The following is an 18,228-nucleotide window of genomic DNA, read 5'->3' on the forward strand; positions in this document are numbered from 1 at the left end:
TTGTGCCCCTATCTGGGGTTTAGTGCGAGGGACAGCCCGGACCCTTTTGTGCCGGGTACCGCCGGACCTCACGCGCCTGCACGGCCGGGCTCGGGGTTGGTGCCGGAGTACTGCGGGGGCTTTCGTGCCGGCGTTTGCTGCAGCTTTTTGGGGGTTTCCCGCGTCACCGCGGGGAGCCCCCTTTTTTGCGTTCCGGGGGAGCAGGCCCTTGTGATCGGTGCACTCCCCGACCCAGTGCGCCGGCATGCGACTGCGGGAAGTCCCAGGGGGATCACGCCCCGCGTGGGAAGCGGTCCGGGTGGTCAGTAGGGTTGAGGGGTGGACTTTCGTGCGGTTGAACGCGCGATCCTGGAGCGGGGCGTCGAGTGGGAGTTCGAGCCGACGCTGGACCGGATCGCGGCGCTGTTGGACTTGCTCGGCTCGCCGCAGCGGGCCTATCCCGTCATTCACATCGCGGGGACCAACGGCAAGACGAGCACGGCGCGGCTGACCGAAGCCCTGCTCAAGGAGCGCAACCTGCGGGTGGGGCGGTTCACCAGCCCGCATCTGGTGTCGATGCGTGAGCGGATCACGGTTGACGGAGAGCCGCTGAGCGAAGAGCGCTTCGTTGAGGTCTATGAGGAGATCGCCCCTTACGTCGAGCTGGCCGACACGCAGGGGCGGCGGATCCAGTTCTTCGAGTTGCTCACGGCCATGGCGTTCGCCGCATTCGCTGACACGCCGATCGATGTGGCGGTCGTCGAGGCGGGGATGGGCGGCTCCTGGGACGCCACGAACGTCGCGGACGGGACCGTGTCCGTCATCACCCCCATCTCGCTGGACCACACCGACCGGCTGGGGCCCGACGTCGCGAGCATCGCGAACGAGAAGGCCGGCATCATCAAGCCGGGCAGCACCGCCGTGCTGGCGCAGCAGGAGCTCGCGGCGGCCGAGGTGCTGATGCGGCGCGCGGCCGAGGAAGGCGCCGTCGTGGCCCGGGAAGGGCTGGAGTTCGGCGTGCTGAGCCGTGAGGTGGCGATGGGCGGGCAGTTGCTCACGCTCCGCGGCCTGAAGGGCGTCTACGACGAGGTCTTCCTGCCGCTCTACGGCGCCCATCAGGCGAGCAACGCCGTGTGCGCGCTGGCCGCGGTGGAGGCGCTGACCGGGGGTGACGATCCGCTGGACGTCGAGCTGGTGCGGCAGGCGTTCGCGCAGGCGTCCTCGCCCGGCCGGATGGAGGTCGTACGGCGCAATCCGTCGGTGGTGGTGGACGCGGCGCACAATCCGGGTGGCATGGAGGCGACCCTGGAGGCGCTGCAGGAGGCGTTCGGGTTCGCCAAGCTCGTCGCGGTCATGGGGGTCATGGCGGACAAGGACGTCGACGCGCTGCTGGAGTTGCTGGAGCCGATGGTGGACGAGATCGTCGTCACGCGTAACTCCTCGCCCAGGTCGCTGTCGCCGGAGGAGCTGGCGGCGCTGGCGGTGCCGCTCTTCGGTGAGGAGCGGGTGCATGTCGTCGAGCGTCTGGACGAGGCCATCGACCTGGCCATCGGCATCGCCGACGCCGAAGGGGAGTTCAGCGGCACCGGGGTGCTGATCACCGGATCCGTGGTCACGGCGGGAGACGCCCGCCACCTGCTGAAGGCGGAGGGCACCTGATGAGGTCGCTGCTCGCGTTCGAGGTCACGCCCGGCATGCGCAGGCTGGGCGCCAGCGTGCTCGGCATGGAGGCGATCGTCGCCGCGCTGGTGACTCCCGTGGCGATCTCCGTCGGCGGGGTCGCGCCGGCGCTGGCGGTGACCGTCGGCATCGGGCTGGCCGTGCTCTGCGTGGTGGCGGCGGGGCTGCTCAAACGCCCCTTCGGCTACATCCTGGGCAGTGTCGTGCAGGTCCTGGCGATCTGCACCGGGTTCATGGTGTCGGCGATGTTCTTCCTCGGGGCGATCTTCGCGGCGCTGTGGATCACTGCGATATTCGTTGCTCGCCGTGTCGAGGGCGTGACTTCCCGCTAAAGTCAAGCCTCATGGCCGTCCCTCCAATTCAGCGGTCCCCGGACATCGCCACGCCAGCCGCCAGGCTCGGGTGGTTGTCCGACACCGTCCTCGGGCTGCTCATCGTGGCCGCCCTGCCGCTGGCGATCGTCGCCATCCCCAACACCGTGTCCGTCGTCGCGGCGCTGCTGCCCGACGGTATCGACCGGGTCGAGCTGATGCGGGCCCACGGGCTCGCGCTTCCGGCGATGATGCTGACCGTGCCGCTGGCCGCCGTGGCGCTGCGGTGGGTCAAGGTCGCCCACCTTCTGATGGGCGGGCTGGCGCTGCTGGCCGTCGCCGACGCCGCGGGCGGTTACGCAGGTTCGGCCTTCCTGGTCGGGGTGCTGCGGGTGGCCCACGGCATCGGGGCGGGCCTGCTGCTGCCGGCGACGCTGGTCGCGGTCTGGGAGCGGCCCCGCGCGCTGCGCGCCCTGTGGACCGGCATGCTGGCGCTCAGCCTGATGGGCGCCCAGGCGCTGGCGCTTTGGCCGCTCGACGGGGCGACGCGCTGGCAGGTCACGCTGCAGCCGTTCCCGCTCCTGACAGGCATCGCGCTCGCGCTCGCGGCCGTCTACTTCGTGCTGTGGATGGCCGCCGGCCGGCCCGCCACGCCGACCCCGCGGCCCAAAGAGCGCAGCCGGCTGCTGCTCGCCACCGTGCCGGCGGCGGGCATCGCGGTCGTGGCCATCAGCACCGCGAGCGAGGACTGGCGTGCCGGGCTGGTGATCCTGCTGGCGGTCCTCGCCATCGCGGGGCTGCTCGCGCTGGCGTCCATCGGCACCCGCGAGAGCCGTACGTTCGCCTACGCGATGGTGGCGGTCGGCGTCGTGCTGCTGCCCAGCGTCGCCCAGGTGACATATGTGGAGATGGGCGGGCTCGGCGGGCCGGGGTTGAAGGGGCTGTGGATTCCGTTCTGCATGGCTGGGCTGCTGGCGGTGGCGGCCGCCGTCGTGGTGCGGCTGTTCGCGGCCGACAACAGGTGGGTCACGCCGCTCGGCCTGCTGTCCATGGTCGTGGGCCTCTGCTCGGTGCGGGTCGTGGCGCCGTCGGCGGAGGGGATGGTGCTGGTCGTGCCGTTCGCCCTGCTGGCGGTCGGCGCCTCGGTGGCGCTCACGGCGGCGCTCAGCCAGGCCGGGGTGGGGGCGGCGATGTTCGGCCTGGCGCTGTGCTTCCCCGGCGTGCTCGCCGGCTATCTGCTGGGCACCGGCGTGCAGATGACGATGCTGAGGGACGTCACCTCGGCGCAGGAGCTCGTCGACAGCTTCGTCTCCGCCCTGCATCTGTGGGCCCTGGTCGGGGGGTTCTTCGTGGTCGTGGTGATCATCCTGGCCGCCGTGCTGGCCCGCCGTGCCCAGGTCACGGAGCAAGGGCAGGACACCTCGCAGGAGGAGCCTGCCGAGGACGGTGACGTGCCGCCTGTCCCGGCGCCCGCGCAGTCGCCGGAGGACGGCACGCCGGCGTAGGGAGCCGGTCGGCGATGGAAACGGGAGGACCGTCACGGGACGGTAAGCTGAGCCGCAGCTTCAGCGACGCGGCGGCCTGCGCGCGGCGGGGCATCCGCCCTGAGTCAGGCTGTGAGCCGCGTTCGCGACCAGACCCTGTTCAAAGGAGAACCTCAAGTGTCCGAGCGCACTCTTGTCCTGATCAAGCCCGACGGGGTGAAGCGCGGCCTCATCGGTGACGTGATCGCCCGCGTGGAGCGCAAGGGCCTGAAGGTCGTGGCGATGGACCTGCGCACCCTCGACGTCGACACCGCCAAGGCACACTACGCCGAGCACTCCGAGCGGCCGTTCTTCGGCGAGCTCGTCGAGTTCATCACCTCGGCGCCGCTGGTCGCGCTGGTGCTCGAGGGCCCCCGGGCAGTCGAGGCGTTCCGCGCCCTGGCCGGTCTCACCGACCCGGTCAAGTCCGCCCCCGGCACGATCCGCGGCGACCACGCCCTCGAGATCGGCGAGAACGTCGTCCACGGTTCCGACTCGCCCGAGTCGGCCGCCAGGGAGATCAAGATCTTCTTCCCGGACCGCTTCTAGTCCTCGCGGGGAGCAGCTCTCCCCGCCGCACACAGGTGCCCGCCGGCCTCTTGCCGAGCGGGCACTTCGCGTTTCCGGACCGGCGCTACCCAGCTCTCAGGGTGTTATTTCGCATTAAGGGCAAAATCGGGGTTGGCGGAGGGGCGCGAGATTTTTGTGGGGCGCACGGGCTCATTGCGTGGCCTGGTGGGTACGTCACGTTACGATTCGAATTCGATCCGTAGTCACTCGCGAACGACGTCACGGAAGGCTCCGTTCCCCATGGGCAGCAAGCTCGCCTTTCTCGGCCGTGACATGGCGGTCGATCTCGGCACCGCCAACACACTGGTGTACGTGCGCGGCCGCGGCATCGTGCTCAACGAGCCGTCGGTCGTGGCGATCAACACGAGCAGCGGGAAGATCGTGTCGGTCGGCATCGAGGCCAAGCGCATGATCGGGCGTACACCGGGAAACATCGTCGCCGTCCGGCCGCTCAAGGACGGTGTGATCGCGGACTTCGACGTGACCGAGCGAATGCTGCGATATTTCATCCAACGGGTGCACAAACGCCGTCACTTCGCCAAGCCGCGCATCATCATCGCCGTGCCCAGCGGCATCACCAGCGTGGAGCAGCGGGCCGTCAAGGAGGCGGGCTACCAGGCGGGGGCGCGGAAGGTCTACATCGTCGAAGAGCCCATGGCCGCGGCGATCGGGGCGGGGCTGCCGGTGCACGAGCCGACCGGGAACATGGTGGTCGACATCGGGGGCGGCACCACCGAGGTCGCGATCATCTCGATGGGCGGCGTGGTGACCAGCCAGTCGATCAGGGTCGGCGGTGACGAGCTGGACCAGGCGGTGATCACCTTCATCAAGAAGGAGTTCTCGCTCATGCTCGGCGAGCGCACCGCCGAAGAGATCAAGATGGCGATCGGCTCGGCCTTCCCCGGCGACGGGGAGGCGCATGCCGAGGTCCGCGGACGCGACCTGGTCAGCGGCCTGCCCAAGACGATCGTCGTGTCGGAGGAGGAGATCCGCAAGGCCACCGAGGAGCCGGTCAACGCGATCGTCGACGCGGTCAAGACGACCCTCGACAGGTGCCCGCCCGAGCTGTCCGGCGACCTGATGGACCGGGGCATCGCCCTCACGGGCGGCGGTGCGTTGCTCAGGGGCATGGACGAGCGGGTCAAGGCGGAGACGGGCATGCCCGTACATCTGGTGGAGAACGCGCTGGACTCCGTCGCGCTCGGCTCGGGCCGGTGCGTGGAGGACTTCGAGGCGCTGCAGCAGGTGCTGGTTCCGGAGTCGCGACGCTGATGAGAGACTCGCGCCACGCACGGCTGATCCTGGGAATGCTGCTGACGGCGGCGCTGGTCATCCTGACCGTGGACCACCGCAGCGGCGAGGGCTCACCGCTGCGGCCGCTGCGCGCCGCCGGCGCGTTCGTGTTCGGTACGGCGGAGCAGGTGGGCGGGGTCGTGGCCCGCTCCGTCGGCGGATTCGTGCACGCGGTCGCCACCGCTCCGAGCGCGCGCGAGGACATCGAGCGGCTCAAGGCGGAGAACGCCAGACTGCGCTCGGGGCTGGCGGCGAACAAGCTGGACGCGGCGCGCTCCACCGAGCTCAAACGGCTGCTCGGACTCGCCGGGATCGGCGGCTACAAGGTCGTGGCGGCCAACGTGATCGCCAGGCGCGGCCAGCCCGGCTTCGAGGACGCCGTCGAGATCGACGCCGGCACCGACGACGGCGTGCGGGCCGAGATGACCGTGCTCAACGGCGACGGTCTGATCGGCCGGGTCGTCCGCGCGTCCAGTCGCACGTCGAGCGTGGTGCTGCTGAGCGATCCGGCCTCCGCTGCGGGCGCGCGGCTGGAGGGCGGCCACGAGATCGGCGTCGTGCACGGCGTGGGGGAGAACGGGCGGCTCCTGCGCTTCCGGCTCCTCGACTCGACGGCACCGGTGACCAGGGGCGGGCGCCTGGTCAGCTTCGGTTCCCACCGGGGCGCGCCGTACGTTCCCGGAGTGCCGATCGGGGTGATCGAACGGGTGGAGCCGACGCCGGGCGAACTGACCCGGATCGCGTACGCCAAGCCGTACGCGGACCTGACGGCGCTGGACGTGGTCGGCGTGGTGGTGCGGGCGCCAGCGCGTGACCCGAGGGACGCGGTGCTGCCGCGCAGGGAGGGGGCACGATGACGGGGGCCGTGGTCGTCGTCGCGGCGTTGCTGGTGCAGTTGATGCTGGTGAACCGGCTGCCGCTGCCGGCCGGTGGGGCGCCGGATCTGGTGCTGCTGGCGGTGGTGGGGGTGGCGCTGGTGCGGGGGCCGGTGGCCGGCGCGGTGATCGGGTTCGGCAGCGGGCTGCTGGTGGACATCGTGCCGCCGACGGCACACGTGGCGGGGCTGTACGCGTTCGTGTTCGCGCTGGTCGGCTATCTGGCCGGGCGCGGCGCGGGTGGCCAGGTCACCACGGTCGTCCTGTGCGTGCTGCTCGCGCCGCTGCTGGCCGCGGCGGTCGGCGGGCTGCTGTCCGACCCGAGGGTCACGATCGCCACGCTGACCGAGCAGGTGCCCGTCACCATCGTCTACACGCTCGTCGTAGCGCCGGTGGTGATCTGGCTGACCTCGCGCGCCAGGCAGCAGCCGAGGTACACGATATGAACCGGACGCGGACCCGGCTGCTCGTGCTGCAGGTGCTCGTGCTGGCCCTGCTCGCGGCGCTGGCGGTGCGGCTGTGGCAGGTGCAGGTCGTCCGCGGGCCCGAGTTGATGAACCGGGCGACCGAGACCAGGACGCGGGCAGTGATCGTGCCGGCCGTCCGGGGGCAGATCCTGGACTCCTCGGGCCGCCCGCTGGTACGCAACAAGACCGCGCTGGTCGTCTCCGTGGACAGGACCGGGCTCATCAGGATGAAGGACCACGGGCTGTCGGTGCTGAGCAAGCTGTCGGACGTGCTCAGCAGGCCGGTCGCCCACCTGCAGAAGCGGATCACGCCGTGCGGGCCCGGCGTGGGCAAGCCGTGCTGGACCGGGTCCCCGTACCAGCCGGTTCCGCTGGACGAGAAGGTCGACACCCGTGAGGCGCTGCAGATCCTGGAGCGGCAGGAGGAGTTTCCCGGCGTCTCGGCGGAGATCCATGCCGTGAGGCAGTATCCGGGAGGCCGCGCGGGGGCGCAGATGCTCGGCTACCTGTCGCCGGTCACCGAGGCCGAGCTGGAGAAGCGTGTCGGGCTGAAGGCCACGTTCTCCGGTGTGGACCTGGCCGGGCGTGACGGCATCGAGTACGTCTACGACGAGGAACTGCGCGGCAAGGCGGGGCTGCGCCGGGTGCAGGTGGACCGGATGGGCAAGGCGCTCGGCGTGGAGCAGCAGGTGGAGCCTGTCAGTGGCGACCATCTGGTGACCAGCATCGACTCTCGCATCCAGGCCGTGACGGAGAAGGCGCTGCAGAACGCGATGAAGTCGGCGCCCCGGGCCGACGGAGGCGCCGCCGTGGTGCTCGATCCGAAGACGGGGCGAGTGCTCGCGCTGTCCAGTGCGCCCGGCTACGACCCGGCGGTGTGGGCGGGCGGCATCTCCGAGCGCATGTACCGCCACCTGCTGTCGGAGAAGTCGGGCAAGCCGCTGGTGTCGCGGGCGATCAACGGCCAGTTCGCGCCCGGCTCGACGTTCAAGGTGTCGTCGGTGGCGGCGATGCTGCGGGCCGGTTACCCGTTGAACGGCAAGTACAGCTGCCCGGGCTCGTACATGGTGGGCGACCGGGCGTTCAACAACTTCCGCGGCATCGGCCTGGGCACGCTGTCCCTGCACCTGGCGCTGGTGAAGTCGTGCGACACGATCTTCTACCGGTCGGCCTACGAGCAGTATCTGCGGGACGGCGGGCGCAACCCGAAGAAGTCGGTCAAGGAGGTGTTCGCCAACACGGCCAGGGGGTTCGGGTTCGGCGAGCCGACCGGGATCGACCTGCCGGGCGAGTCGTCGGGGCGCATTCCCGACCGCCGGTGGAAGAAGGACATGTGGGCGCTGACCAGCGGCACCAACTGCAAGCGGGCCAGCACCGGCTATCCCGAGGTGAAGGACGGCGCGCGGGCGGCGTTCCTCAAGCGCCTGGCGCACGAGAACTGCACCGAGGGCTTCGTGCTGCGGCCCGGTGACTCGGCCAACTTCTCGATCGGTCAGGGCGACGTGCTGGTGACGCCGCTCCAGCTCGCCAGGGCGTACGCGGCGCTGGTGACCGACGGCAAGGTGCGCAGCCCGCGCATCGGGTGGGCACTGGTGCGGCCCGACGGCAAGGTGGTCAGGACCGTCCCCGTGCCGGTGGTGGGCAAGCTGCCGATCACCGAGAAGGAGCGCCTCTACATCAAGAACGCGCTGAGCCAGGTTGCCTCCGACGGCACCGCGGCCGGGGCGTTCAGCGGCTTCCCGATGGACAAGGTTCGCATCGGCGGCAAGACCGGTACGGCGGAGGTCTGGGGCAAGCAGGACACCTCATGGTTCGCCTCGTTCGCGCCCACCAAGAACCCACGTTTCGTCGTGGTCGTCATGGTCTCGCAGGGCGGGATGGGCTCCCAGACCGCCGCGCCCGCCGCACGGGCGATCTACGAGGGCATCTTCGGCATCAAGCGGCCGGCCGCGCTGCCGGAAGGCAAGCCCGTGTCACGGCTGCCGCGATTCACGCCCGACGGGATGGTGATAGCGGAATGACCGGAGGGGCGCTGGCGGGCAGGCGGCGCTCGTACGCCCAGCGGGCGTTCGGCGCGGAGTCGGCCCTGTGGCGGCTGGACGGGGTGCTGCTGGTGGCGGTCATCGCGCTGTCGGTGATCGGGACCCTGCTGGTGTGGTCGTCCACCAGGACCTGGGCGCCGGGCTCGACGGGGCTGCTGAAGAAGCACCTCCTCAACGAGGGCATCGGGGTGTTCCTGTGCGCCGCGGTCGCGATGATGGACCACCGGGCGGTGCGGGCGTACGCGCCGCTGGTGTTCCTGGTATCCCTGATCGGGCTGGGCCTGGTGCTCACGCCGCTGGGGGCGACGATCAACGGCTCGCATTCGTGGATCCTGCTGGGCGGCGGGTTCGCGGTGCAGCCGTCGGAGTTCGCCAAGGTGGGCCTGGTGCTGATCACGGCGATGCTGCTCGCCCAGCCCGTCGAGGGCACCGACCGGCCGCGCGGCTTCGACGTCATGCTGGCGCTGGTGGCCGCGGGGATGTCGCTGGCCCTGGTGATGATGCAGCCCGACCTCGGCACGGCGCTGGTGCTGGCGGCGATCTCGGCCTCCGCACTGGTGATCTCGGGGGTACGCAAGCGGCTGATCGCCCTGCTGACGCTGATCGGTGCGGCCGGGGTGTTCAGCGTGTTCTATTTCGAGATGCTGGAGCCGTACCAGCTCGCGCGCTTCACCGCCTTCCTCGACCCGAACGTCGACCCGCGCGGAGTCGGCTACAACAGCACGCAGTCGCTCATCGCGATCGGCTCGGGGCAGCTGTTCGGCAAGGGGCTGCTCGGCGGCGGGCAGACCACCGGCCGGTTCGTGCCGGAACAGCACACCGACTTCATCTTCACGGTGGCGGGCGAGGAGTTCGGCTTCCTCGGGGCGGTGACGGTCGTGCTGCTGCTCGGCGTGGTGCTGCTCCGCGGGCTGAAGATCGCCCGGCAGTGCGAGGACAGGTTCGGGACGCTGGTCGCGGGCACGATCGTGTGCTGGTTCGCGTTCCAGACGTTCGTGAACGTGGGGATGACGATCGGCATCATGCCGATCACCGGCCTGCCGCTGCCGTTCGTCTCCTACGGCGGCACGGCGACCTTCGCCAACCTGATCGCGGTGGGGCTCCTGCAGGCCATCAGGGTGCGCCGGCAGTCGTTCGAGTAGCCCTGTCCCCGCCACCTCCCAGGCGCCGCTACCCTGAAAGGTATGCCTGTCGAGTCGATTTTTCCCCGCCTGGAAGCGCTGCTGCCCAAGGTGCAGAAGCCCATCCAGTATGTCGGGGGTGAGCTCAACTCGACGGTGAAGGACTGGGACGCTGCCGACGTGCGATGGGCGCTGATGTACCCGGACGCGTACGAGGTCGGGCTGCCCAACCAGGGCGTCGCGATCCTCTACGAGATCCTCAACGAGCTGCCCGCCACGCTGGCCGAGCGCACCTACGCCGTCTGGCCCGACCTCGAGGCGCTGATGCGTGCCGAGGGCGTGCCGCAATTCACCGTCGACGCCCACCGGCCGGTGCGCGCCTTCGACGTGCTCGGTCTGTCGTTCTCCACCGAGCTCGGCTACACCAACATGCTGACCGCGCTGGATCTGGCCGGCATCCCGCTGGTGGCGGCCGACCGGGGCGAGGACGATCCGATCGTGCTCGCGGGCGGCCACGCCGCCTTCAACCCCGAGCCGATCGCCGACTTCCTCGACGCGGCCGTGCTGGGCGACGGCGAGCAGATCGCGATCGCCATCTCCGAGGTCATCCGCGAGTGGAAGGCCGAGGGCAAGCCGGGCGGGCGGGATGAGCTGCTGATGCGGCTGGCCGAGTCTGGCGGGGTATATGTCCCGAAATTTTACGATGTGGACTATCACCCTGACGGCCGCATCAAGCGCGTCGCGCCCAACCGGGCCGGCGTGCCGTGGCGCGTGCACAAGCACACGGTCATGGACCTCGACGAGTGGCCCTACCCGAAGAAGCCGCTGGTCCCGCTGGCCGAGACGGTGCACGAGCGGTTCAGCGTGGAGATCTTCCGCGGCTGCACGCGTGGCTGCCGTTTCTGCCAGGCGGGGATGATCACCCGTCCGGTCCGCGAGCGCTCGATCACCACGATCGGCGCCATGGTCGCCAACGGCATCAAGGAGTCCGGCTTCAACGAGGTCGGCCTGCTGTCTCTGTCATCCGCCGACCACAGCGAGATCGGCGAGGTCGCCAAGGGCCTGGCCGACCAGTACGAGGGCACCAACACCTCGCTGTCGCTGCCCTCGACCCGCGTCGACGCCTTCAACATCGACCTGGCCAACGAGTTCTCCCGCAACGGCAGGCGTTCCGGCCTGACCTTCGCACCCGAAGGCGGTTCTGAGCGCCTCCGCAAGGTGATCAACAAGATGGTCACCGAGGAAGACCTCATCCGCACCGTGACCGCCGCCTACTCGCAGGGCTGGAGGCAGGTGAAGCTCTACTTCATGTGCGGCCTGCCCACCGAGACCGACGAGGACGTGCTCGGCATCGCCGACCTGGCCAAGAAGGTCATCAAGGCGGGCCGCGAGGCCAGCGGCTCGCGCGACATCCGCTGCACCGTCTCCATCGGCGGTTTCGTGCCCAAGCCGCACACCCCGTTCCAGTGGGCGGGGCAGACCGACCACGAGACCGTCGACAGGCGGCTCAAGCAGCTGCGCGACTCGCTCAGGGGCGACAGGGAGTTCGGCAGAGCCATCGGTTTCCGCTACCACGACGGCAAGCCGTCGATCGTCGAGGGCCTGCTCTCGCGCGGTGACCGCCGGGTCGGCGCCGTCATCCGGGGTGTCTGGGAGGACGGCGGGCGCTTCGACGGCTGGAGCGAGCACTTCTCCTACGAGCGGTGGACGGCGGCAGCCGCGAAGGCCGGCGTCGACGTCGACTGGTACACCGTGCGCGAACGCGAGGAGAACGAGGTCCTGCCCTGGGACCACCTCGACGCGGGGCTCGACCGCGAATGGCTCTGGCAGGACTGGCAGGAGGCCGTCTCCGGCGCCGAGGTCGAGGACTGCCGCTGGACTCCCTGTTACGACTGCGGCGTCTGCCCCACCATGGGGACCGAGATCCAGATCGGTCCGACCGGTAAGAAACTCCTTCCCCTCACGGTCGTCTAGCGGCGCTGAGTGCGCGGCCGGTGCCTCGCCGTACATGATCCTGAGACGTGCAGGCCTCAGGGCGGCTTATCCTGAGAAGAAGGAACTCTGACACGGGAAGGACGACAAGGCTCTGAAACCTGTTCCCGATGGGCCCCCGCCCGCGCCAACGGTGCAGCGACTGCGCGTACGCTACGCCAAGCGCGGACGCCTGCGCTTCACCAGCCACCGCGACATCTCGCGGGCCGTGGAAAGAGCGGTCCGCCGTGCCGGCATCCCGGTGGCCTACAGTGCGGGTTTCTCGCCTCATCCGAAGATCTCCTACGCGGGAGCGGCGCCGACCGGCGTTGCCAGCGAAGCCGAATACCTCGAGATCGGCGTCACGACGCCGTGCGATCCCCAGCAGGTCAGGACCGACCTCGATGGATCGCTGCCGCCGGGCCTTGATGTGCTCGACGTCGTCGAGGCCGGCCCCGGCGCGCTGGCCGACCGCCTGGAAGTCTCCGAGTGGGAGGTGCGGCTGCCCGGTGCCGACCGCGAGCTCGCCGAGGTGGCGGTGGAGAAGTTTCTCGCGGCAGGCACGGTGGAGGTCGAGCGCCTCATGAAGAAGGGCCCGCGCCGTTTCGACGCGCGGGAGGCCGTGCTGAGGCTCACGGTGCCCGAAGGGACAGACAGAACAGCAGCTCAGGTGCCTGGACAGTCGTGTGTCATACTGCGCATGGTTGTTCGGCACATGACGCCTGCCGTTCGACCCGACGATGTGCTCACAGGGCTGCGCCTTGTGGCCGACTTCGCGCCGCCGGTTCCCCCCGAGGTGACCAGGCTGGCGCAGGGGCCACTGGACGCAAGCACCGGTGCGCTTGCCGACCCGCTCGACCTGGACCGCGAGACTACGCGCGGCGGCGAGGCGGGACCGGCGGGTGAGCACAACGTCGGTTAAGGAAGCGCCCTGCGGGGCGCTGCCACTGACAGGACTTGGCGCCATGCCCCCGGAAGGGGACGTGGCGAACAACGAGACACGATGGCTCCTGCGCGGCGCGGCGACGCGCCCGGGGGCTGACGGGAGAGCGCCCGCATGCTCGACGAGAACGAGCCCAACGCCGGGGCCACTGGCCCTGACGGGGAGACAACAGAACAGCCCAAGGTGACCAGGCACCGCCGCGCGGCCAGCCGACCCGCGGGTCCGCCGCCGGAGCTGCCCGAGCAGCCCGTCGCGGCTCCGGTCACCGCACCAGCCGCACAGGCCGCCCCCTCGGTGACCGAGGGACGGTCCGTGCCCAGGACGGCGGCGCAGCGCGCCGCCGGTATGCCCGACGAGTCCGCTGGTACGCCTGCGGAGGTGACCAGCCCGGTCGAGGAGGCCGTGGCCGCCGCCGTCGAGGCGGACCAGCCCAAGCGAGCCGCCCGGACCCGGTCGGCCGCGACCACGACGCGCCGCCGTGCCGGCAAGAAGGCCGAAGAGGCCGACGGGACGGCCGAGAGCGCCCTCAGTGACACGCAGAGCGCCTCCGGCGCTGCCGGTGTGGTCGAGAGCGCGACCGCGCCGGGCGTCGCCGAGACAGGCCAGGAGGCCGCCGAGGCCCCCGCCAAGCGGCGGCGCTCGCGCAAGAAGGTGGAGCCGGAGACAGAGACGGCCGAGGCGGTCGCCACGGACGTCGCCGGCACCGACGAGGCGGGCCCGGCGGAGGCCGAGACCGGCCGGTCGGGTCGTTCCGCGCGTGCTTCGGCCCGTCGGGGACGTTCCGCGCGTGCCGCGAGCGCTCCGGCGGAGGTCGCCGCGGGCGAAGGGGTGGCGGCCGAGGTCGCCGCCGGTGTCGGCGAGGCCGCCGCGGAGCGGGCCGGAGGAGCCGACGCGGACGAGGACATCCTGGAGATCCTGCCCGAGGACGAGCCGCTCGACGACGAGCCCGCCGGGGAGGACCTGGACGAGGAAGAGGGGGGCAAGCCGAGCCTGCTCGCCGACCCGTTCGGGCTGACCGTGCGCAGGCAGGACCAGCCGGGGACCGCGTTCCAGCGGCCGGCGGCGATCTTCGCGCCGCTGTTCCAGGCGCCCGACCCGACGCAGGCCAAGCCCGTGCGGCCGGAGCCGCAGCCCAAGCCGCAGCCCGAGCCTGTCGCAGAGGTGGCCGAGGAGACGGCGGACGAGGTCGTCGCCGAGGACGAGGCCGACCTCGACGGCTCCGATGAGCAGGAGGACGAGGGCGGCGGCCGCCGCCGGCGGCGCCGCAGGGGCGGTCGCGGCCGCGGCAAGTCACGCGAGCGTGACGACGCCGACGACGGCGAGGAGTCCGAGGAGGACGGCGACGAGGAGCAGCCCGAGGAGGCCCAGGACGAGGGCGCCAGCTCCCGGCGGCGTCGCCGCAGGCGCCGGCGCGGCTCCGACGAGGAGGTCGCCGAGCCCGCGGGGGACGACCCGCCCAACACGGTCGTGCGCATCCGCGCGCCCCGCTCGGGCCGGGCGCCCTCGCATGACACCGCCACCGACGGCGTGCAGAGCGTGCGCGGCTCCACCCGGCTGGAGGCGAAGAAGCAGCGCCGCCGCGAGGGGCGCGAGCTCGGCCGCAGGCGTCCGCCGATCATCACCGAGTCGGAGTTCCTGGCCCGCCGGGAGTCCGTGGACCGGATGATGGTGGTGCGCCGCCAGGGTGACCGCACGCAGATCGCGGTGCTGGAGGACGGCGTCCTCGTCGAGCACTACGTCAACCGCGAGGCCAGCCAGTCCTATGTCGGCAACGTCTATCTGGGCAAGGTCCAGAACGTGCTGCCGTCGATGGAGGCCGCCTTCGTCGACATCGGCAAGGGCCGCAACGCCGTGCTGTACGCCGGTGAGGTGAACTTCGACACCGCGGGCATGGAAGGCCAGCCCAAGCGCATCGAGTCGGCGCTGAAGTCCGGCCAGTCGGTGCTGGTGCAGGTCACCAAGGACCCGATCGGGCACAAGGGCGCGCGCCTGACCTCGCAGATCAGCCTGCCGGGCCGCTATCTGGTCTACGTGCCCGACGGCTCGATGACCGGCATCAGCCGCAAGCTGCCCGACAAGGAGCGCACCCGGCTCAAGAGCATTCTGAAGAAGGTCATGCCGGAGAACGCCGGCGTGATCGTGCGCACCGCGGCCGAGGGCGCCTCCGAGGAGGAGCTGGCCCGCGACGTGGCCCGCCTGTCGGCGCAGTGGGAGGCCATCCAGAAGAAGGCCAAGTCGGCCAGCCCGCCCGAGCTGCTCTCGGCCGAGCCCGACCTGACCATCCGGGTGGTCCGCGACGTCTTCAACGAGGACTTCACCTCGCTGGTCGTGCAGGGCGAGGACGCCTGGGAGACGGTCGACGAGTACGTGCAGTACGTCGCGCCGCACCTGGGTGAGCGCCTGTCGAAGTGGGACGGCGAGCAGGGCGACGTGTTCGAGTCGTACCGGATCGACGAGCAGCTCGGCAAGGCGATGGAGCGCAAGGTGTGGCTGCCGAGCGGCGGCTCCCTGGTGATCGACCGGACCGAGGCGATGACCGTCGTCGACGTCAACACCGGCAAGTTCACCGGCCAGGGCGGCAACCTCGAGGAGACCGTCACCCGCAACAACCTGGAGGCGGCTGAGGAGATCGTCCGCCAGCTCAGGTTGCGCGACATCGGCGGCATCATCGTCATCGACTTCATCGACATGGTGCTGGAGTCCAACCGCGATCTGGTGCTGCGGCGGATGCTGGAGTGCCTGGCGCGCGACAGGACCAAGCACCAGGTGGCCGAGGTGACGTCGCTGGGCCTGGTGCAGATGACGCGTAAGCGGGTCGGTCAGGGGCTGCTGGAGGCGTTCTCGACGCCGTGTGACTGCTGCAACGGGCGTGGTCTGATCGTCTCCACGGAGCCGGTCGAGCACAAGCCGGAGCCGCGTGGCACACAGGGCAAGATGGCCGTGGAGAAGGCGGTCTCGGACAAGGTTTCCGCGGCCAAGGACTCTGCGGGCCGTGATACCGTGACCGGTGCGCTTGAAGACGTCCCGACTGAGGACGACCAGGCCGGTCAGACTTCCGGCAGGGGGCGGCGACGCTCCCGCCGAGCCAGGTCCGCCGAGTAGCCCAGCCGCTGCTCGGTGGACTGTCCGATGAATCGTCCGGTTCGCCTAGGGTGCCGTTAATCCGGTACCCTAGTGAACCGGTGCGTCAGGTGACGTGCCCTGTTGGCGCGCCCCACGGTTCGTCGGTTCCAGATGAGCCGAATGACGGGCGCAGCATTCGGAGTCAGCGGCCGCCTCGCACGGGGTGGCCGGTGGATCGCAACAGTGAGTCAGTAGAAGGGTTCCGCGGTGTACGCGATCGTTCGTTGCGGCGGCAGGCAGCAGAAGGTCTCCGTCGGTGACGTCCTCGAGGTGGACAAGGTCGCCGGCGACGTCGGCTCTTCGGTTTCGCTGCCGACGGTGCTCGTCGTCAACGACGGCGATGTGACCACGGAGGCGGGCAAGTTCATGGTCAGCGCCGAGATCCTCGGCGAGACCAAGGGTCCCAAGATCCGCATCCTCAAGTACAAGAACAAGACCGGTTACAAGAAGCGCCAGGGTCACCGTCAGCGGTACACCCAGGTGAAGATCACCGGTATCGACCAGGCCTGATCGGGAGTTAGAGAGATGGCACACAAGAAGGGCGCGTCGTCCACCCGGAACGGCCGCGACTCCAATGCTCAGCGCCTGGGCGTCAAGCGCTTCGGCGGCCAGCTGGTCAACGCGGGCGAGATCATCGTCCGTCAGCGTGGCACCCACTTCCACCCCGGCGACAATGTCGGCCGTGGCGGCGACGACACGCTGTTCGCGCTGGCCGCGGGCCACGTGCAGTTCGGCACCAAGCGCGGTCGCCGCGCCGTGAGCATCGTCCCCGTCGCGGAGTAAATCCTCAGCGTCGCGGGTTGTAAAAGGGGTGGATCGCCTGCCGATCCACCCCTTTGCTGCTTTCTAGGCGCGGTGCCGTTACCGGCGCCGCGCCTCTGCTTAGGGCAGGACCCGCCGGTGATGGCGGGGGTTTGGACGAAGCGCCCCCAGGGGGCCGATGGAGGAGAACGTAAATGCCGGACTTCGTGGACCAGGTGATCCTGCATGTCAGGGCCGGTGACGGGGGGAACGGCTGCGCCTCCGTCCACCGGGAGAAGTTCAAGCCGCTGGGCGGCCCCGACGGCGGCAACGGCGGGCGTGGCGGCGACGTGATCCTGGAGGTGGATTCCAACACCAGCACCCTGCTCGAATACCACCACCGGCCGCATCGCAAGGCCGACAGCGGCAAGCAGGGGCAGGGCTCCAACCGGGACGGGGCAAACGGCGGCGACGTGGTCCTGCCGGTGCCTGACGGGACCGTCGTCAAGGACACCCGGACCGGCGAGGTGCTCGTCGACCTGGTGGGCGCCGGGACGCGTTACGTGATCGCGCAGGGCGGGCACGGCGGCCTCGGCAACGCCGCGCTGGCCAGTACCAAGCGGAAGGCTCCGGGATTCGCGCTGCTGGGAGAGCCCGGTGACGCGCTGGACGTCATGCTGGAGCTCAAGAGCGTCGCCGACGTGGCGCTGGTCGGCTTCCCCAGCGCGGGCAAGTCGTCGTTGATCGCGGCGTTGAGCGCGGCCAAGCCGAAGATCGCCGACTACCCGTTCACCACGCTGATCCCCAACCTGGGCGTGGTGACGGCAGGCGACCACATCTTCACCGTGGCGGACGTGCCGGGGCTGATTCCCGGAGCCTCCGAGGGCAAGGGGCTCGGGCACGAGTTCCTGCGTCACGTCGAGCGGTGCGACATGCTCGTGCACGTCATCGACTGCGCCACCATGGAGCCCGGCCGCGACCCGCTCACCGACTATCAGGTGATCGAGGCCGAGCTGCAGGCGTACGGCAAGCTGGAAGGCCGGCCGCGCATGGTGGTGCTGAACAAGGCGGACGTGCCCGACGCCCGAGAGCTGGCCGAGCTGGTGCGCGCCGAGTTCGAGGAGCGGGGGCTGCAGGTCTTCACCGTGTCCGCCGCCACGCACGAAGGGCTGCGCGAGCTGACCTTCGCGATGGGCGAGTGGGTGGCGGCGGCCCGGGCCAACCGGCCGGTCGAGGAGCCGACGCGACTCGTCATCAGGCCCAAGCAGCTCGGTGAGGCCGGGTTCCGGGTGCGCCGGGTCAACGACACCATGTTCCAGGTGACCGGCGAGAAGCCGGAGCGGTGGATCAGGCAGACCGACTTCACCAACGACGAGGCCGTGGGCTATCTGGCCGACCGGCTGGAGCGGCTCGGCGTGGAGCAGGAGCTGGTCAAGGCCGGCGCCACGGCCGGGGCCGAGGTGGTGATCGGGCCGATGGAGGGCGGCTACGTCTTCGACTGGCAGCCGACGCTCAACGCCGAGGCTGTGCGGCAGGGGCCGCGCGGCTCCGACAACAGGCTGGTGTGACAGCGGCCGAGAGGCGGACGG

15 protein-coding genes are annotated in these 18,228 nt (G+C 70.4%); all 15 read left to right on the forward strand.

Translation table 11 applies throughout. From position 1 onward, the window contains the following. The first annotated feature begins 318 nt into the window (after positions 1-318). The 15 genes from V5E28_RS45375 (at position 319) to obgE (ending at position 18,207) form a co-directional block, all read left to right on the forward strand. Positions 319-1,638 (forward strand): bifunctional folylpolyglutamate synthase/dihydrofolate synthase, encoded by a 1,320-nt coding sequence (locus V5E28_RS45375; protein WP_336216446.1) that lies wholly within the window; start codon positions 319-321, stop codon positions 1,636-1,638. Then, complete coding sequence (locus tag V5E28_RS45380; protein ID WP_336216447.1) at positions 1,638-1,991, forward strand: DUF4233 domain-containing protein; 354 nt, start codon at positions 1,638-1,640, stop codon at positions 1,989-1,991. The genes V5E28_RS45375 and V5E28_RS45380 overlap by 1 nt, the downstream gene beginning before the upstream one ends. A gap of 74 nt (positions 1,992-2,065) precedes the next feature. Next, positions 2,066-3,475, forward strand: a complete 1,410-nt coding sequence (locus V5E28_RS45385; RefSeq protein ID WP_336216448.1) for a hypothetical protein — start codon at positions 2,066-2,068, stop codon at positions 3,473-3,475. 156 nt (positions 3,476-3,631) lie between these two features. Beyond that, complete coding sequence (gene ndk / locus V5E28_RS45390; protein ID WP_157246518.1) at positions 3,632-4,042, forward strand: nucleoside-diphosphate kinase; 411 nt, start codon at positions 3,632-3,634, stop codon at positions 4,040-4,042. Positions 4,043-4,303: 261 nt separating this feature from the next. Continuing rightward, complete coding sequence (locus V5E28_RS45395; protein WP_336216449.1) at positions 4,304-5,335, forward strand: rod shape-determining protein; 1,032 nt, start codon at positions 4,304-4,306, stop codon at positions 5,333-5,335. After that, the gene (gene mreC / locus V5E28_RS45400; RefSeq protein ID WP_336216450.1) at positions 5,335-6,213 is read left to right on the forward strand and encodes a rod shape-determining protein MreC; all 879 of its coding nucleotides are present in this window, start codon (positions 5,335-5,337) and stop codon (positions 6,211-6,213) included. The genes V5E28_RS45395 and mreC overlap by 1 nt, the downstream gene beginning before the upstream one ends. Then, positions 6,210-6,677: a rod shape-determining protein MreD gene (gene mreD / locus V5E28_RS45405; protein ID WP_336216451.1), complete on the forward strand. Its 468-nt coding sequence runs from the start codon at positions 6,210-6,212 to the stop codon at positions 6,675-6,677. Before mreC ends, mreD begins: the two co-directional genes overlap by 4 nt. Continuing rightward, positions 6,674-8,719 carry a penicillin-binding protein 2 gene (gene mrdA, locus V5E28_RS45410; protein ID WP_336216452.1) on the forward strand — a complete coding sequence of 682 codons (2,046 nt, stop codon included), beginning with the start codon at positions 6,674-6,676 and terminating at the stop codon, positions 8,717-8,719. The genes mreD and mrdA overlap by 4 nt, the downstream gene beginning before the upstream one ends. Continuing rightward, positions 8,716-9,882 (forward strand): rod shape-determining protein RodA, encoded by a 1,167-nt coding sequence (gene rodA / locus V5E28_RS45415; protein ID WP_336216454.1) that lies wholly within the window; start codon positions 8,716-8,718, stop codon positions 9,880-9,882. The genes mrdA and rodA overlap by 4 nt, the downstream gene beginning before the upstream one ends. 42 nt (positions 9,883-9,924) lie before the next feature. Beyond that, a complete protein-coding gene (locus V5E28_RS45420; RefSeq protein ID WP_336216455.1) occupies positions 9,925-11,835 on the forward strand; it encodes a TIGR03960 family B12-binding radical SAM protein in 1,911 nt (636 codons plus the stop codon). A gap of 151 nt (positions 11,836-11,986) precedes the next feature. After that, a complete protein-coding gene (locus V5E28_RS45425) occupies positions 11,987-12,754 on the forward strand; it encodes a TIGR03936 family radical SAM-associated protein (protein WP_336216456.1) in 768 nt (255 codons plus the stop codon). Positions 12,755-12,889: 135 nt separating this feature from the next. Next, the gene (locus V5E28_RS45430) at positions 12,890-15,877 is read left to right on the forward strand and encodes an Rne/Rng family ribonuclease (protein ID WP_336216457.1); all 2,988 of its coding nucleotides are present in this window, start codon (positions 12,890-12,892) and stop codon (positions 15,875-15,877) included. 228 nt (positions 15,878-16,105) lie between these two features. Next, complete coding sequence (gene rplU / locus V5E28_RS45435) at positions 16,106-16,408, forward strand: 50S ribosomal protein L21 (protein WP_189144683.1); 303 nt, start codon at positions 16,106-16,108, stop codon at positions 16,406-16,408. A 15-nt stretch (positions 16,409-16,423) separates the two neighbouring features. Continuing rightward, positions 16,424-16,681 (forward strand): 50S ribosomal protein L27, encoded by a 258-nt coding sequence (gene rpmA, locus V5E28_RS45440; RefSeq protein ID WP_049575729.1) that lies wholly within the window; start codon positions 16,424-16,426, stop codon positions 16,679-16,681. A gap of 173 nt (positions 16,682-16,854) precedes the next feature. Further along, positions 16,855-18,207, forward strand: coding sequence for a GTPase ObgE (gene obgE, locus V5E28_RS45445; RefSeq protein ID WP_336216460.1), 1,353 nt, complete (start codon positions 16,855-16,857; stop codon positions 18,205-18,207). Positions 18,208-18,228: the final 21 nt, after the last annotated feature.

It is taken from the genome of Nonomuraea sp. LPB2021202275-12-8, assembly GCF_037044575.1.
GTDB lineage: Bacteria > Actinomycetota > Actinomycetes > Streptosporangiales > Streptosporangiaceae > Nonomuraea.

What these genes read in the sequence shown, in the direction of transcription:
- V5E28_RS45380 (WP_336216447.1), top strand. Translation starts at nt 1,638, where the DNA reads ATGAGGTCGCTGCTCGCGTTCGAGGTCACGCCCGGCATGCGCAGGCTG.
- V5E28_RS45395 (WP_336216449.1), top strand. Translation starts at nt 4,304, where the DNA reads ATGGGCAGCAAGCTCGCCTTTCTCGGCCGTGACATGGCGGTCGATCTC.
- mreC (WP_336216450.1), top strand. Translation starts at nt 5,335, where the DNA reads ATGAGAGACTCGCGCCACGCACGGCTGATCCTGGGAATGCTGCTGACG.
- mreD (WP_336216451.1), top strand. Translation starts at nt 6,210, where the DNA reads ATGACGGGGGCCGTGGTCGTCGTCGCGGCGTTGCTGGTGCAGTTGATG.
- mrdA (WP_336216452.1), top strand. Translation starts at nt 6,674, where the DNA reads ATGAACCGGACGCGGACCCGGCTGCTCGTGCTGCAGGTGCTCGTGCTG.
- rodA (WP_336216454.1), top strand. Translation starts at nt 8,716, where the DNA reads ATGACCGGAGGGGCGCTGGCGGGCAGGCGGCGCTCGTACGCCCAGCGG.
- V5E28_RS45420 (WP_336216455.1), top strand. Translation starts at nt 9,925, where the DNA reads ATGCCTGTCGAGTCGATTTTTCCCCGCCTGGAAGCGCTGCTGCCCAAG.
- V5E28_RS45430 (WP_336216457.1), top strand. Translation starts at nt 12,890, where the DNA reads ATGCTCGACGAGAACGAGCCCAACGCCGGGGCCACTGGCCCTGACGGG.
- rpmA (WP_049575729.1), top strand. Translation starts at nt 16,424, where the DNA reads ATGGCACACAAGAAGGGCGCGTCGTCCACCCGGAACGGCCGCGACTCC.
- obgE (WP_336216460.1), top strand. Translation starts at nt 16,855, where the DNA reads ATGCCGGACTTCGTGGACCAGGTGATCCTGCATGTCAGGGCCGGTGAC.